21 protein-coding genes are annotated in these 15,575 nt (G+C 39.3%); 14 read left to right on the forward strand and 7 right to left on the reverse strand.

Going from position 1 to position 15,575, the window contains the following annotated elements:
* Positions 1-2 precede the first annotated feature (2 nt).
* Both G9H65_RS00320 and G9H65_RS00325 read left to right on the forward strand, forming a co-directional pair.
* Entirely contained in the window at positions 3-989 is a 987-nt protein-coding gene (locus G9H65_RS00320) for a glycosyltransferase family 2 protein (RefSeq protein ID WP_166373334.1), read from the forward strand.
* A gap of 1 nt (position 990) precedes the next feature.
* The gene (locus G9H65_RS00325; protein WP_166373336.1) at positions 991-1,719 is read left to right on the forward strand and encodes a DUF5672 family protein; all 729 of its coding nucleotides are present in this window, start codon (positions 991-993) and stop codon (positions 1,717-1,719) included.
* Here G9H65_RS00325 and G9H65_RS00330 read toward each other — a convergent pair.
* Positions 1,716-2,576 (reverse strand): sugar phosphate isomerase/epimerase family protein, encoded by an 861-nt coding sequence (locus tag G9H65_RS00330; RefSeq protein WP_166373338.1) that lies wholly within the window; start codon positions 2,574-2,576, stop codon positions 1,716-1,718. The two genes, G9H65_RS00325 and G9H65_RS00330, sit on opposite strands and share 4 nt — an antisense overlap.
* A 322-nt stretch (positions 2,577-2,898) precedes the next feature.
* Between G9H65_RS00330 and G9H65_RS00335 the strand changes: the two genes are divergently transcribed.
* The 7 genes from G9H65_RS00335 (at position 2,899) to G9H65_RS00360 (ending at position 5,196) form a co-directional block, all read left to right on the forward strand.
* Positions 2,899-3,195, forward strand: coding sequence for a type II toxin-antitoxin system TacA family antitoxin (locus tag G9H65_RS00335; RefSeq protein ID WP_205753205.1), 297 nt, complete (start codon positions 2,899-2,901; stop codon positions 3,193-3,195).
* A 2-nt stretch (positions 3,196-3,197) separates the two neighbouring features.
* Complete coding sequence (locus G9H65_RS13365; RefSeq protein WP_205753206.1) at positions 3,198-3,413, forward strand: hypothetical protein; 216 nt, start codon at positions 3,198-3,200, stop codon at positions 3,411-3,413.
* Positions 3,414-3,446: 33 nt separating this feature from the next.
* A complete protein-coding gene (locus tag G9H65_RS13370) occupies positions 3,447-3,692 on the forward strand; it encodes a GNAT family N-acetyltransferase (protein ID WP_317164399.1) in 246 nt (81 codons plus the stop codon).
* 234 nt (positions 3,693-3,926) lie between these two features.
* Positions 3,927-4,172 carry an AbrB/MazE/SpoVT family DNA-binding domain-containing protein gene (locus G9H65_RS00345; RefSeq protein WP_166373340.1) on the forward strand — a complete coding sequence of 82 codons (246 nt, stop codon included), beginning with the start codon at positions 3,927-3,929 and terminating at the stop codon, positions 4,170-4,172.
* Entirely contained in the window at positions 4,163-4,486 is a 324-nt protein-coding gene (locus G9H65_RS00350; protein ID WP_166373342.1) for a type II toxin-antitoxin system PemK/MazF family toxin, read from the forward strand. The genes G9H65_RS00345 and G9H65_RS00350 overlap by 10 nt, the downstream gene beginning before the upstream one ends.
* Before the next feature lie 153 nt (positions 4,487-4,639).
* Entirely contained in the window at positions 4,640-4,954 is a 315-nt protein-coding gene (locus tag G9H65_RS00355; RefSeq protein ID WP_205753226.1) for a helix-turn-helix domain-containing protein, read from the forward strand.
* 53 nt (positions 4,955-5,007) lie between these two features.
* On the forward strand, positions 5,008-5,196 hold the full coding sequence (locus tag G9H65_RS00360; RefSeq protein ID WP_166373897.1) for a type II toxin-antitoxin system PemK/MazF family toxin: 189 nt from the start codon (positions 5,008-5,010) through the stop codon (positions 5,194-5,196).
* A gap of 6 nt (positions 5,197-5,202) precedes the next feature.
* Here G9H65_RS00360 and G9H65_RS00365 read toward each other — a convergent pair whose 3' ends face one another.
* Positions 5,203-5,571 (reverse strand): LytR/AlgR family response regulator transcription factor, encoded by a 369-nt coding sequence (locus tag G9H65_RS00365; protein WP_166373346.1) that lies wholly within the window; start codon positions 5,569-5,571, stop codon positions 5,203-5,205.
* 285 nt (positions 5,572-5,856) lie between these two features.
* On the opposite strand from G9H65_RS00365, the gene G9H65_RS00370 reads away from it, so the two are divergent.
* A complete protein-coding gene (locus G9H65_RS00370; protein ID WP_166373348.1) occupies positions 5,857-6,828 on the forward strand; it encodes an aldo/keto reductase in 972 nt (323 codons plus the stop codon).
* Here G9H65_RS00370 and G9H65_RS00375 read toward each other — a convergent pair.
* Positions 6,809-7,528 (reverse strand): thioredoxin domain-containing protein, encoded by a 720-nt coding sequence (locus G9H65_RS00375; RefSeq protein WP_166373350.1) that lies wholly within the window; start codon positions 7,526-7,528, stop codon positions 6,809-6,811. The genes G9H65_RS00370 and G9H65_RS00375 overlap by 20 nt on opposite strands.
* A gap of 137 nt (positions 7,529-7,665) precedes the next feature.
* Between G9H65_RS00375 and eno the strand changes: the two genes are divergently transcribed.
* Positions 7,666-8,943, forward strand: coding sequence for a phosphopyruvate hydratase (gene eno, locus G9H65_RS00380; RefSeq protein ID WP_166373352.1), 1,278 nt, complete (start codon positions 7,666-7,668; stop codon positions 8,941-8,943).
* Between the two features lie 4 nt (positions 8,944-8,947).
* Positions 8,948-9,265 (forward strand): FtsB family cell division protein, encoded by a 318-nt coding sequence (locus G9H65_RS00385; protein ID WP_166373354.1) that lies wholly within the window; start codon positions 8,948-8,950, stop codon positions 9,263-9,265.
* A gap of 160 nt (positions 9,266-9,425) precedes the next feature.
* Here G9H65_RS00385 and G9H65_RS00390 read toward each other — a convergent pair whose 3' ends face one another.
* From G9H65_RS00390 to G9H65_RS00400, 3 genes are read right to left on the reverse strand one after another with little or no spacing between them, the layout of a single operon-like run.
* The gene (locus tag G9H65_RS00390; protein WP_166373356.1) at positions 9,426-10,085 is read right to left on the reverse strand and encodes an acetyltransferase; all 660 of its coding nucleotides are present in this window, start codon (positions 10,083-10,085) and stop codon (positions 9,426-9,428) included.
* A 54-nt stretch (positions 10,086-10,139) separates the two neighbouring features.
* Complete coding sequence (gpmI, locus tag G9H65_RS00395) at positions 10,140-11,660, reverse strand: 2,3-bisphosphoglycerate-independent phosphoglycerate mutase (protein WP_166373358.1); 1,521 nt, start codon at positions 11,658-11,660, stop codon at positions 10,140-10,142.
* Positions 11,661-11,711: 51 nt separating this feature from the next.
* Positions 11,712-12,395, reverse strand: a complete 684-nt coding sequence (locus G9H65_RS00400; protein ID WP_166373360.1) for an NAD-dependent epimerase/dehydratase family protein — start codon at positions 12,393-12,395, stop codon at positions 11,712-11,714.
* Between the two features lie 45 nt (positions 12,396-12,440).
* On the opposite strand from G9H65_RS00400, the gene G9H65_RS00405 reads away from it, so the two are divergent.
* The gene (locus G9H65_RS00405) at positions 12,441-12,836 is read left to right on the forward strand and encodes a Dabb family protein (RefSeq protein WP_166373362.1); all 396 of its coding nucleotides are present in this window, start codon (positions 12,441-12,443) and stop codon (positions 12,834-12,836) included.
* A 23-nt stretch (positions 12,837-12,859) separates the two neighbouring features.
* Positions 12,860-14,257, forward strand: a complete 1,398-nt coding sequence (locus G9H65_RS00410; protein WP_166373364.1) for a Gfo/Idh/MocA family protein — start codon at positions 12,860-12,862, stop codon at positions 14,255-14,257.
* A 5-nt stretch (positions 14,258-14,262) separates the two neighbouring features.
* Here the strand turns inward: G9H65_RS00410 and G9H65_RS00415 are convergent, their stop codons facing one another.
* Positions 14,263-15,498 (reverse strand): DEAD/DEAH box helicase, encoded by a 1,236-nt coding sequence (locus G9H65_RS00415; RefSeq protein WP_205753207.1) that lies wholly within the window; start codon positions 15,496-15,498, stop codon positions 14,263-14,265.
* Between the last annotated feature and the right edge of the window lie 77 nt (positions 15,499-15,575).

Genomic DNA, 15,575 nt, shown 5'->3' on the forward strand with positions numbered 1-15,575 from the left:
GAATGCCCCATATTTCAGTTGCTCTTTGTACCTATAACGGCGAAAAATACCTCCCATACCAACTGGAAAGTATAGCTTCACAAACACAGGCTATCCATGAATTGGTTATTTTTGACGATGGTTCGAGCGACAAAAGCATCGAAATTCTAGAAGCTTTCAAAGAAAAAGTCCCTTTTAAGGTCCACATTCACCATAATGAAAAGAATGTAGGAAGTAGTAAAAACTTCGAAATGTGTGTTCAAGCATGTCGTGGGGACATCATCTTTTTTAGTGATCAGGACGACCTTTGGTTACCACATAAAGTAGAGACTTTGGTCCGCTACTTCGAACAATATCCCGATAAAGATGCGGTTTTTTCCAATGCCATCATGATCGACCGTGCTGGGAAACCCACCGGAAAAACTAGCTTTGAACAAATTGAATTCATTGAATCATTACAAGAGGCCTGGAAGGCAGGACATTCCTTTGACATCTTATTGAAAGGCTATGTCGTAACGGGTGCTGCATTAGCCATCCGCTCTCAAGTAAAAAAAGAAGTATTCCCAACCCCCCACATCATTCCTGAACTCATTCACGATGGTTGGATCGCCTTGTATTTGTCCATGACCAATCGCATCGCTTTTGTCAAAGAGCCTTTGATCCAATATAGAGAACATGATAGCCAACAGGTGGGCCTCAAAAGCGAAAAAAAGGCAGTCTCGCTCTTAGACCGCTTCAAGCGTTCTAGAGAAGCTAAATTAGCCCAGATCGAGAAGAAAGCAACGGATTCCGCAGCCCTATATAATTACTTGAAAGCCACTGGAAAAGCTCCAGAAAATGCTTTGAAAAAAGTAGCTAGTCGGATGTTACATTACCAGATGCGCGCTAGCTTAGCCAACAACCGATTGCTAAGAATTTGGCCGGTTTTGAAAGGAGTTTTGCAAGGAGGTTATAAATTGCATGACGGAGGCAAGTGGTGGCATCCTGTTTTAGGCGATATCGTTGAATAACATGCAAACATTGGTGGGGATCGTTATTCCTATTTATAAAGAATCCATTTCGGCATTGGAACAAAAGTCTTTGCTCCAGTGTAAAAAAATATTAGGCCACTACCCCATTCATTTTGTGCTGCCTGAGGGTTTGAATGCCCCTTATGTACAAGAACATTTTCCTGAGGCCAATTTGGCTTATTTTCCACCTTCTTTTTTTACCAGTACCAAATCCTACAATCATTTATTGATTGACCCTGCTTTTTATGAGCGTTTTAGCCAACATGAATTTATTCTAATTTATCAATTGGATGCCTATGTATTCCAAGATGATTTGGTGGCTTGGTGCCAAAAAGGCTATGATTATATAGGAGCGCCCAAATTGAAGAAGAAGCATTGGGAAAATAAAGATGCTTTCCAATGGCCTTTGATCGAGCCTATCATGATGAATGGGGGCCTATCCTTACGAAAAGTGGCCCCCATTATCAAATTTTTAAACTGGTATCATCGGCTATTTGGCACTTGGCCAGCCAATGAAGATTCGCTTTTTTCAGTCTACCATAAAAGAGCCTTTCCACTTCGCTTTTTGCTCAAATTACCTACTTGGAAAGAGGCCTTGGCCTTCGCCTTTGAACAAAACCCGCAAATCAGCCTTCAGCTTAATGCCGGGAAATTACCCTTTGGTTGCCATGCTTGGGAAAAATACAATCCTAGCTTTTGGGAACCTTATATGGAAGATAAAGAATCCTAGTAATTCTTCTTTGCTAAATAATCGCGACTAATTTTTAAGCTTTCAAAAGGATCACGCTTACTCATGTCTTGCTCTACGAACCAGTATTTCAAACCTGCAGCTTTTCTAGCAGCAAAGATGCGGTCAAAATCAATGGTACCGTTTCCTACCTCAGTAAATACCTTAGTTCCTGCTTCCATATCTTTGACGTGCCAAAGTGGGAAACGACCTGGGTGTTTCTCAAAATAAGCCACTGGATCTATCCCTGCACGACCAAACCAATATAAGTCAGCTTCCATTTTCACCAAGTCAGGCGATGTATTTTGTAAGATGAAATCGTAAGGAATAAAATCTGCCGACTTCTCAAATTCAAAATCATGGTTATGGTAGGCAAATTGAATACCTGCCGATTTAGTGGCTTCAGCCGAACTAGTCAACAGGCTTGGTAGGGCCTTGTAATGATCTGTGCTACGCTCGTTTGGGAATAAGAAGGCACACACCATGAATTCAGCACCTACATGGTGTAAATCTTCCACGGCCTTTTGCCATCCGTCCGACAAAGTACCTTTGGATTTGATGGCGATACCTGAGGTATGGTGAGAGCTAACCACTTTTAAGCCCACGCGTTCTAGGATGGTTTTAAATTCATGGGCAGTTTTGCCAAAGAAAGTACCATTGTATCCGTAGATTTCTAGGTTTTTATATCCTAGGCCGGCCAATTTCTCCAAGGAACCTTCCAGGTCTTTGGCTACAGCGTCACGGACAGTATATAATTGCACACCCAAAGGCCCTACATAAGGGTTGGCAGCAAGGCTGGAGTGAGCGTATAGGCCCGAAACTCCTAAGGCTAAGCCTTTTAAAAATATTCTTCTTTCCATTGTATTAATGTGATAAAATAGATATCCACGAATTTAACTATTCCGAGAAATAAATGAAATGAATGGAGGGAATAAGTTTTGGGGGGTAGGAAAGTAATTGCTAATAAAACAAAACCATTTACCCCTGCTTTCATCCTAGATATTTGAAATGATTTAATTTGAAAACTACAATCAAATGATTTAAAGCACATATCTTCTAACTGATTATCTTCTTGATATGCTAGATTGAATCATTCAATCTGACTATTTTGCTATATAATCAGCAGAATAAATCAATTTAAAACCACAATTTGTACGTACAAAATACGTGTATTTACGAAAAATGGAAAGAATAAAAAGCAGCGTAAAAGAGCAAAGTCGATTTGATGCTAGACTTCCCAAAGAGCAAAAGCAATTGTTTGAAAAAGCCGCTACACTAGGTGGCTACAGAAACCTCAGTGATTTTGTATTTCAATCTACACAAGAAAAAGCTCAAGAGATTATCCAGCAACAAGAGTTGATTCTTGCCAGTGAAAAGGATGCTCAACTATTTTTTGATGCTTTAACGCATGCTAATGAACCCTCAGAAGGTTTGAAAAAGGCCTTTCAAGAATACCAACAATGGTCAGCTAAGATTTAGACATGATCGAATTATTGGATTCCAAACACGAACGAGCAGACTTTGATTGTGGGGAAGACTTACTAAACAAGTATGTAAAAACACAAGCTTCCCAAGATGTAAAAAGAAAACTTGCCGCATGTTTTGTGCTGACGAAACCCTCTTCTAGCCCGATTCAAGGCTTCTATACACTTTCTAATTACAGTATTCCATTACATCATTTCCCCGAGTCCATCTAAAAGAAACTACCTCCATCGTATTCCTCCATTCCCATTAGTCTTCTAGGAAGATTAGTTGTTGATAAAAAATTTCAGGGAAAAGGTTTAGGTAAAATCTTACTCATTGATGCCCTCAAAAGAAGTTTTAAAGCATCTCTTCAAATGGGTTCATTTGCCGTCGCAGTAGATCCCATCGATTCAGACGCCCGTGTTTTCTATGAACAATATGGCTTTATTACATTACCTGATAGTGGAAAAATGTTCATTACGATGAAAACGCTAAAGGAGTTATTCAAATAAGAACAAGCTATATAATTTTTCCAAAGGGACTATTAAAAGAGTTTTAATCAGACCCAATTATCAACAAACTGTTTATTTTCCTAACAGCTAGATTTTGTCACTTTCAATGCTCAAATTCGAATCAATATAGATCATGTAAATGCTAGTAAGCTTTAATTCATACTCCGAATGTTCTAGCTCAATACATTGGAATATTCATTTTTGTAATAACTTTGTAATTACAAATACATTTATATGAAAATCTCCATCATAGCTATCGGAAACTCAAAAGGCATACGTCTTTCAAAAACAATGCTCGAAAAATATCAAATAGAAGACAGCATTGAACTCATTTTACAGGAAGATTGCATTGTTTTAAAACCTATTCAAAAAGCCAGAAAAGGCTGGGCTGAGGCATTCCAACAAATGAGCGAAAACCAAGAAGATCATTTACTGATACCTGATGTATTCGAAGATGAATCCCTAGAAGAATGGAAATAAAGCAATACCAAATCGTGCTTGTCAACCTGGACCCCACCCAAGGAAGTGAAATGAAAAAAACACGTCCCTGTGTTGTTATTTCTCCGAATGAGATGAATCAATATTTGCAGACTATCGTCATAGCACCCATGACCAGTCAAAGCAAAGCTTACCCCACTCGTGTCAAAATCAAGCACCAAGGTACTCCAGGCTGGATCGTATTGGATCAAATCCGCACTATTGATAGAAAGCGTATCATCAAAACAATGGAATTTCTAGAAGTCGATCAAATTGCCCAAATAAAAAAAATAGTACAGGAAACTTTTGTGGATTAAATCTAAGCACTTCGAAATCAAGTATCTAAATATAGAAACTTTTGTTACTTTTGTCCAAGATGAATAGTCTAGCCGCTAAACTATCATGAGATTTTTCGAGATGCGATTTATGGAGGAGGCAAACAAAAAAATAATCACATGGCAACTGAAAAAATGAAAACTTATTCGCTTTCCGAAATGAAAGATAAGTATATCGGTAAAGTTGGGACTAAAAAACGTGACGACTTTGAATATGAACTTCGAATGGACCTATTAGGCAAAATGATTAAAACCGCGCGAATAGAGCGACACTTGACACAGGAAGAACTTGGTAAGTTGATTGGCGTTCAGAAAGCGCAAATTTCAAAACTCGAAAGCAGTGCGAATAGTGCCACGATTGACACCGTTATCAAAGTATTCAAAGCACTAAAAGCAGAAATCAACTTTAATGTTAAACTAGAAGATGACTATGTAACTATTGCTTTATGATGATTTGCCGAAGTCAATAGTCAAATCAATATAGATGATATAAATGCTAGCAAATACTTAATTCCAAGCCTGAAAAATATCCCACTCGTGTCAAAATCAAGCACCAAGGTACTCCAGGCTGGATCGTATTGGATCAAATCCGCACTATTGATAGAAAGCGTATCATCAAAACAATGGAATTTCTAGAAGTCAATGAAATTATCCAACTAAAAAAAATAGTACAGGAAACTTTTGTGGATTAAATCGCTTTAGGACACTCCCACCAAAGCATGCTTATTACTAAAAAAATCGCGCAAAGGTCTTACTTGGCGACGGGAGATCGAGATGTTGACATCATTGTTCAACTTAATGACTTTCGCAATTTTTAAATCAATAGACGATATATAGGTGGGATTAACTAAAGCCGATTTGGAAGGGCGAATAAATCCATAATCTTGCAATAGCGTTTCAAAGAATTTCAAAGTCCGACAGGAAAGAACCTTGCGACCATCTTTCAAAAAAATATTGGAATAATTGCCTTCTCCGCGGATAAACAAAATACAAGTAGGACAAACTTTGAAGGTTCCTAAATTTATCAGCAGCTTTTCGTCGCTAGAAACAGGTTTAACATTTTTCATAAATTGATTAGATTAATCGGACACAGGGAACATTTACAATACAAAACTAGCCATTGTTCTTAAATAAAAATCCATAATTCACGTTATTTGTGTTATTAACGCTTTTAAATAACATATAGGCTATTTTATTTTAACAATTATTTCATATTTCATAATCTGTTCAAACATAAATCATAGAACATTTTCCTCTAAACTTGATTTGTTTACTCGATAAAATAAACCCAAATACTAATTTACAGGTCAAGGAGCTTTGAGAAAATCCTTACCTTTAAGAAAAAAAAGAACATGAAATACAGACGTTTTGGCAAAACAAATTGGCAAATAAGTGAAGTGGGTTATGGTATGTGGGGCCTAGCTGGTTGGACTGGTTCCGACGATAATGAAGTTCAAAAATCCTTAGAATTATCCGTTGAATTAGGCTGTAATTTCTTCGATACGGCTTGGGGCTATGGTGAAGGCTTATCAGAACAAATTTTAGGTAAGCTTTTAAAAAAGCATGCCGACAAACAGTTATATGCTGCTACGAAAATTCCACCCAAAAATTTCATTTGGCCTTCCAAATCGCATTTTGAATTAAAGGATTGCTTCCCTGCTCAACATATCATTGAATACACGGAAAAAAGCTTGAAAAACTTGGGCGTGGAGCAAATTGATTTGCAACAATTCCACGTTTGGGAAGATGCTTGGGCAAACAATGATGATTGGAAAGAGGCTGTTCAAAAATTAACGCAAGAAGGTAAAGTAAAGCATTGGGGAATTTCTGTTAACCGTTGGGAACCCAATAATTGCCTTCGTTCATTAGAGACTAACTTGTTTTCTTCTGTTCAAGTGATATACAACATCTTTGACCAAAACCCAGAAGATCAATTGTTCCCACTTTGTCAAAAATTAGACATCGGCGTCATCGCTCGTGTACCTTTAGATGAAGGAAGCTTAACTGGCTTATTGGATTATACTACTACTTTCCCTGCCGACGATTGGCGTTCCACTTATTTCGTACCGGAAAATTTAACCTCTAGTGTGGACCATGCGAATGCATTAAAACCATTAGTTCCAGCGAACATGGATATGCCCGAGATGGCTCTACGCTTTATCTTGTCGAATCCAGCCGTGGGGACGATTATTCCAGGAATGAGAAAAATCAAGCACGTGAAAAGTAACATTGGTACTTCTGACGGACAAGGTCTTGCACCAAACCTATTGGAAGAACTAAAACAACACCGTTGGGAAAGACAGCCTACCGAGTGGTCCCAATAGATTGATCAAAGAGCTCTTTTAATTGAGCTTCTTCTCGGAATCCCGAAGTTTTTTGGAGTAATTTTCCACCTTGGAAAACCAAAAAGCTCGGGATTTCGTCTATTCCAAAAGATTGTAAAATGGCTTGGTTGCCATCAGCTTCCACTTTCAACACCGTCACTTTACCTGAATAATCTTGGGTAAGTTTGTCAACAGTAGGCATCATTTTCAAACAAGGAGCACACCATTTGGCATAAAAATCCACGACAACCGCCTTTTCACTTTGTACTTTCTTGGTAAATTCGGCTAGATCCCAACCTTTGTCATGAGCTACATTGGGCACACCTTCCAAAGGTTTCAATTTGGTTGTCCATTTCAAATACCCTCCCTTCAATTCAGTCACTTGAAATCCTTCTTTACGCATTAATTCAGCAGCTTGTGCTGAGCGCCCACCGGAGAGACAATATATAAGAACTGGCTTTTCTTTAGGTAATTTTTTGATTTGTTCTGCAAAATCGGCAGCACGAAAATCGATATTCAATGCCTTGGGCAAATGGCCTCCACCAAATTCGCCAGTTGTGCGCACATCCAACAATATGGCATTAGGAGTCTCTTGAATCTTTTTTTCAAAGACCTCTACTTCTGCTGTCTGCGCATTAATCTGCGATGAAAAAAGAAGTGAAAAAGTGAAAAGTGAGGAAAAAAGGAATTTAGCTTTCATTATTATTTCATTAATTATCAGCGATTTAAGCAGCCGACTTTCGGTAAATCAGTGATTTTATCTAAAAATTACGTTATTTTGCAGGGCAATTTAATCAATTACAACGTAATCCATTTATTCACAATAATAATTATACGATGAGTGCAATACAGTACGTTCACGCAAGACAAATTTTAGATTCACGTGGAAATCCCACAATCGAGGTAGACATCAAGACAGAAGATGGCGCTTTCGGTCGTGCAGCCGTTCCTTCTGGAGCCTCAACAGGTATCCATGAAGCAGTGGAATTACGCGATGATGATAAATCTGTTTATGTAGGAAAAGGCGTTTTAAAAGCCGTAGAAAACGTAAACACAACTATCGCTGAGGAATTATGGGGCCTAGAGGTATCTGAGCAGAACATGATCGACCGTTTGATGATCGAATTAGACGGTACACATAACAAAGGTAAATTAGGAGCTAATGCTATTTTAGGTGTTTCAATGGCCGTTGCTAAAGCAGCAGCTCAAGAAGCTGGTCTTCCTCTTTACCGTTATATCGGTGGAGTAAACGCGAACACGCTTCCTGTGCCTATGATGAACATCTTAAATGGTGGTTCACACGCAGACAATAGCATCGACTTCCAAGAGTTCATGGTAATGCCAGCTAAGGCCGAAAGTTTCTCACATGCATTACGTATGGGTACAGAAGTTTTCCATGCTTTGAAAGGAGTATTGAAAAGCAAAGGATATTCAACTAACGTAGGTGATGAAGGTGGTTTTGCACCAAACATCAAGTCGAACGAAGAGGCCATAGAAATTGTATTACAATCCATCGAAAAAGCAGGTTACAAACCAGGTGAGGAAATCTTCATCGCAATGGATGCCGCTTCTTCTGAATTCTTTGATGAGAAAACAGGATTGTATACCTTCAAAAAGTCTGACGGAAAACAATTGAACAACATGGAAATGGCCGCTTATTGGCAGACTTGGGTGAACAAATACCCAATCATTTCGATTGAAGATGGTATGGCAGAAGATGATTGGGCAGGTTGGGCTGAGCAAACTAAATTGATCGGTTCTAAATGTCAATTAGTTGGTGACGATTTATTTGTAACCAATGTAAAGCGTTTACAACAAGGTATTGAGCAAGGTGTCGCTAATGCTGTTTTGGTGAAAGTAAACCAAATCGGTTCATTAACTGAAACAATTGATACAGTAAACTTGGCGAAACGTAATTCATACAAAAACATCATGTCGCACCGTTCAGGAGAGACAGAAGATGCAACTATCGCTGACTTGGCTGTAGCTTTAAATACAGGTCAAATCAAAACTGGTTCAGCTTCACGTTCTGACCGTATGGCTAAATACAACCAATTGCTTCGTATAGAGGAGGAATTGGGCGCTAACGCTTATTTCCCAGGTTTGAATTTCTAAGATCATGGATCGCGTTAAAGAGCTTTTTATTGGAAAACATCGCTTCTATGTCATTTCAACGTGCATTATGTTGGTATGGATGTTCTTTTTAGATACCAATGACCTTCGGGTACAATATCGACTTTGGAACGAGCTTAGAGTAATGAAGAATGAAAAAGCTTTTTACCAACAAAAATTAAAAGAACTGGAAAAAGAGCGCCGTATGGTGGTCGGAAATCCAGCCTTGTTGGAAAAATATGCGCGTGAAAAGTATTTAATGAAACGACCCAATGAAGATATTTTTGTCATCGTCGATGAGGAAAATAAACCTTTGGAACCCTAATAAAAAAGCTCCCATTTGATGGGAGCTTTTTTTATGTCTTTTAATTTATCTCTACCTAAAATTCGTTGAATTTGATTATCAATTTCTTGGACAATAAGGCGAAATTTTAATCGTTTTCCACAACGCTGTCAAGGTTTGGAACCTTGCCAGCGTTAGGAAATTAAAACTTCAAATCCTTGCTGGAAATGGTTGATTTCTCTGCCGCATTTCCTTTCCACACACTCCATGGTTCTGTTCTTTGTTTCATGACCGTAGCACCCATGCTAACAAAGGTTCCTTCGCCAATCACGGAGCTATCGCGGATAGTGGCATTAACTCCAAAGAAACAATAGTCGTTTACTTGGCAATTACCAGAAAGCACTACTTGTGATGTAAAAAATACATGGTTTCCAATTCGACTATGATGACCAATGTGATTCCCCGACCATAATACACAATTGTTGCCAATCTGCACATAAGGCTGTATGGTATTATCCTCTAGAATAAAGCAGTTTTCTCCAATTTTATCCGTTAAAACGGTGGCATGAGAACTGATATATGAAATGTACTTATAGCCTTTCTCCAAACCTTGCTCATAAACCCTAGCCCGAACTTGGTTCATCCCAGTCGCCGTCATTGGCGCAAAAAACAAATAGTCCGAAGGAGGGAATAGTTGTTCCACCGTTTCAAATGGAACCAAAGGCAATCCATGAAACTCAGGCTCTTTGATATACTGTTCCTCCACAGTGAAACCTGCTACTTCATGTTCACTATCGTTCTGCAAATAATATAAAGCTAATTCAGCTGACTGTGTATTTCCAAAAATGATAACCTTTCCCATATATTCAATCGATCCAATGATACAAACACAAAACGTAAATGTGACAGAAAATATTTAAAATAAAGCTACTCCTGTCATTTCTTTAGGTTGTTCTACCCCCATTAACTTTAAGATGGTGGGTGCAATATCTCCTAATTTACCGTTCGACAAGGTTGGATGATCATGGGCATCTACTAAAATACATGGTACTAAATTGGTGGAGTGAGCCGTATTAGGCGATCCATCTTCATTAATCATAACATCTGCATTACCATGGTCAGCAATGATAATGAAGCTATATCCATGAGCTAAACCAACTTTCACTACTGCCTCCGCACATTGGTCTACCGTTTCTACCGCTTTTACTACGGCTGGAAAAACTCCTGTATGGCCCACCATGTCAGGATTAGCAAAATTCAAACACACAAAATCTACTTCCTCTTTCTCCAATTCAGGAATCAACGCATCCCTCAAATCCGCAGCAGACATTTCAGGCTGTAAATCATAAGTAGCCACCTTGGGAGAACTTCTTAAGATATTCGTTTGACCCACAAAAGGTGTCTCGCGACCTCCTGAAAAGAAGAAGGTTACGTGCGGATACTTTTCGGTTTCTGCGATACGAATCTGCTTTTTACCTGCTCCTTCCAACACCTCACCTAATGTCATCGGTAAATTAGAATCATTGAATATGACATGTACATTGTTAAACTCTTTGTCGTATTCCGTCATCGTCAAATAATACAAATTCAAGCGATGCATATTTTCCTCATGGAAATCTTTCTGCGTCAAAGCTTGGGTTATTTCTCGTCCACGGTCAGTGCGGAAATTGAAACAAATCACGACATCTCCTTCCGCTATTTTAGCTAATGGGGTTCCATTGGTATCTGTTGCAATAATGGGCTTGATAAATTCATCCGTTACATCAGCCGCATAACTATCCTTAATGGACTGAATCACATCTTGTGTCAAATGACCTTCTGCATCCACCATGGCATGGTAAGCCAATGCCACACGCTCCCAACGGTTATCGCGATCCATAGCAAAATAACGGCCAGTCACCGAAGCAACATGAGCACCCGTTTTATCGCAATGTTGAACTAAATCTGTCATGAACTTCAAGCCAGATTTAGGGTCTGTATCACGTCCATCCGTAAATGCATGAACAAAAACCTTTGGCAATTGCGCCTCTTGTGCTGTGCTCAACAATGATTTTAAATGCTCAATATGGGCATGAACACCGCCATCAGATACAAGACCCATGAAATGTACTGCCTTGTCTTCTTTTTTGGCATAGTCAAAAGCTTTCGCTAATTCAGGCTCTTGCCCAAGCGTATTTTCTGTCACTGCCTTATTAATTCTTACCAGATTTTGGTAGACAATACGACCAGCCCCTAAATTCATGTGGCCTACTTCTGAGTTTCCCATTTGACCCTCTGGAAGGCCAACAGCTAAACCAGATGCCTCTAATTTGGAATGTGGGTATTGGGTATATAAGGAATTAACAAAGGGGGTATTGGCTGCATCAATAGCAGAAACCTTTGGGTTGGTAGCAATGCCCCAACCATCTAATATCATCAGTACAACTTTCTTATTCACGGTATTACATTTATTTCCTATAAAATTAGCCAAATTCAGGGAAAATATTGGCTATTCTTCTTCGAGAACTTTTGATAAATGAACAATATCTGCCACTTCAATGGCGCTTTTGTCATAACCTTGAATGGCAACGGCAATCATAGCTTGTCCTAGTTCCTTCAAGGTACATACCATATTCGGTGCTGCCCAACGTAAAAATGGGTACATCCAATTGATGTATTTATAAAACGGTAAAGCATGTTGCAAACCTGGCGTAGGATGTATCATTCCCGGTCGAAAGGCAAAAGCAGCCTTAAAATTCAATTTTCTAAGGTCATTTTCTGTCTTTCCTTTGACCCTCGCCCACATCAAAGCCCCCTTTTCCGTTTCATCCGTACTTTTCCCCGAAACATATACAAAGGTTAGTTGCGGATTATTTTTTTCAAGGGATTTAGCAAAGCCTAATGTCAAGTCGTAGGTCAACTTAGTATATACTGCTTCATTTTTACCTATGGACGTTACTCCTAAGCAGAAATAACAGGCATCATAGCCCTTGACTTGCTCTACTAGATCATCCGTTTGAAAAAAATCATTCAAAATAATCTCTTTTAATTTGGGATGAGATTTACCTGAAGGGCGACGGCTAATGACCAATACTTCTTCCACATGAGGTGAAAGTAGACATTCGTGCATGACACCCTCTCCCACCATACCGGTAACCCCCGTTACGATTACTTTGATTTTTGAATTTTTCATGGTAGAATTGAATTATAATAATCGAGTTTAAATTTAAATGAACACATGAACAATCGTCGCGAATTTTTACAACAATCTGGACTTTTAGCTGCTGGTTCGGCACTAACAGGTTCCGTAGCTACCCCTTCTATGAACTTCATCCATCACGTATTGTTTTGGGCTAAAAACCCAAACAACGAGGCCGAAAAAACCCAACTGTTTAAAGCCCTCAAATCTCTTGGAGGTCTTCCTATGATTCAAACTGCCCATGTTGGCAAACCCATCATTACGGATTTCGATAAATCTGTTACTGAGGGAAGTTATACTTTTTCGGTGGTATTGACTTTTGCTGATGCTGAAAAAGAAAAAGAATATTTATACCATCCTTTGCACAAGAAGTTCATTGATGACAACAAGCACCTTTGGGGGAAAGTTCAAGTAATTGACTCTCAAGCTATTTAATTTGACCTATAACCTATCAAACTATGAATAATAATCGAAGAGATTTCCTCAAACTGAGTGGATTAGCCGCATTAGGTGGATCTGCCAAATGGGAAATCAAAGACTTGGCTACCAGCATGAGGGTAGAGCAAGGCAAACAAGCTTTTAACATGTCGGGTTATGCTGCCCCTAAAATTGAAACAGTCCGCATCGGATTTATTGGTTTAGGAAACCGTGGTTCTGGAGCGATCACACGCGTTAATCGAATAGATGGGGTGAAGACTGTTGCTGTTTGTGATATTCGAAAAGAAAGAACGGACGCCGCTCTAAATGCCCTAGGTAAAATGGGTATTCAACCCATCGTATATACCGAAAAAGAGGAAGCATGGAAAGCCATGTGCGACCGTCCTGATATCGATTTAATCTACATTGCTACTCCATGGCATCTACATACTCCTATGGCCGTTTATGCCATGAAACAAGGAAAACATGTGGCCGTAGAAGTGCCGGCAGCCACTACCTTAGAAGAATGCTGGCAATTGGTCGAGACTTCAGAAAAGACCAAAAAGCATTGTATGATGCTGGAGAACTGTTGCTATGACTTCTTTGAATTATTGACGCTCAACATGGCTCGTCAAGGTTATTTCGGAGAAATTATCCATGCAGAAGGAGCCTATTTACATGATTTATTAGATCATAATTTTACCCAAAGCACCTATTACCAAAGCTGGCGTTTGAAAGAAAACTTGCGCAATGGCAATTTATATCCAACACATGGTTTAGGTCCAATTTGTCAATTATTGGATATCAATAGAGGGGATCAAATGGATTATTTGGTTTCCACTTCGACAAATGATTTTTCCATGCACGCACGTGCCGTGGAATTGGCAGCGAAAGACTCTTTCTACCAACAGTTTACCAATAAGAGTTTCCGTGGAAACATGAATACCACCACCATCCGAACTGTAAAAGGTAAAACGATGATGGTACAACATGACGTTTCTACTCCACGCCCATATTCACGCATTCACTTATTGAGTGGGACCAAAGGCATGGCTGTAAAATATCCAGATGCTAAAATTTCGGATCACCACCACAACTGGATTTCGGCAGCAGATATGGCTGAATTGGAGAAAAAATATGCGCCACCCATTGTAGCCAAGATTGGTGAATTAGCCAAGCAAATTGGAGGACATGGTGGAATGGACTTTATGATGGATTGGCGCTTGATCGATTGCTTGCGCAATGGATTGCCTTTAGATCAAAACGTCTATGATGCAGCTTCTTGGAGTGCAATAGGACCATTGAGTGAAATGTCCGTTAAAAACCGATCTCGCTCCATGAATGTCCCTGATTTTACACGAGGCAGTTGGAAGTCCAATACACCCGTTGACATCACCTTAGCTCAAGGAGGAACGACTGGAGTAAAAGCACAGAAATAAGGTTTCTATTTCTTTTTGCCCCAGAACTTCTTACCACCCTTTTTGGGACCAGAAAAATTTCGCCCCTTATCGCCGGCCTTTTGTAAGGCTGGCTCATAAGCGGGGCCAGCTCCAAATTCTTCCGGAATAGGTGATTTCGTGACTTCTTTTTCTAGTAGTTTTTCAATAGTAGCAAATTTCCGCTGTTCAGCAGGGCTGATAAGTGTGTAAGCTGTACCTTGACTTTCTGCTCTAGCCGTACGACCAATGCGGTGGATGTAATCTTCACCATCATTGGGCACATCGTAATTGATAACTAATTCTATTTCGTCGATGTCAATGCCCCGACTTAAAATATCAGTGGCCACCAAAATCGTTGTCTTTTTATTTCTAAAATCTTGTAATACCTGCTCACGAACATCCTGTTCCAAATCGGAGTGAATCTCTTCTACTTTAAATTTGGCTCTTTTTAAATCTGTAGTCAGCGTTTTCACATTTTGCTTTCGAGAACAAAATATAATGACCCGACTATAGTCCTTCAAACGTAGCAAATGCTTGATTAAAGGGGATTTTTGTTCTTCAAATACCACAAAAGCCTCTTGAACAATTTGCTCTGGGGGTTTCGAAACGGCTATATTAATTTCAACCGGATTCTTCAATAGTTTTCTAGCCAATTCTCGCATTTTATGCGGCATAGTAGCTGAAAATAAGAGATTTTGACGCTCTGGACTTAAAAAAGACGTGATTTTGATTAAATCATCTTGGAATCCCATATCCAGCATTCGGTCTGCTTCATCTAGTACGAGATACTTGACTTCTTTGAGATTGACATAACCCATATTTAAGTGGGCAATCATTCGGCCAGGAGTACAAACAACAATATCGCAACCACTGGTTAAGGCTGTTTTCTCTGTTGTAAAAGATTGACCATCTCCACCACCATATACGGCAATGCAAGATACATTGGTAAAATACCCTAGACCTTCCATGTTATCCGCAATTTGGATTGCCAATTCACGGGTAGGAACGATGATTAAAGCATTGATTTTGTTTTCAGCATGTGGTTCTGTGATAATTTTATTCACAATAGGCAGCAAAAATGCGGCCGTTTTACCTGTACCTGTTTGTGCTGAAGCAATCATATCTCTCCCTTCCAAAATCGGTTTAATAACTTGCGATTGAACGGGGGTAGCGGTCTTGTAGCCCATGGAATCAATTCCTGCTAAAAGGCTGTCGGCCAGACCTAATTCTTTAAATGTCAAAATAGAATAATTAAAATGATGCCGCTTCCGAAGATGGAATTGGAAAGGCAAATTTACGCCTTAAATCTCACATTTCT

The organism is Aquirufa ecclesiirivi, from assembly GCF_011250515.1.
GTDB classification, from domain to species: Bacteria; Bacteroidota; Bacteroidia; order Cytophagales; family Spirosomataceae; genus Aquirufa; species Aquirufa ecclesiirivi.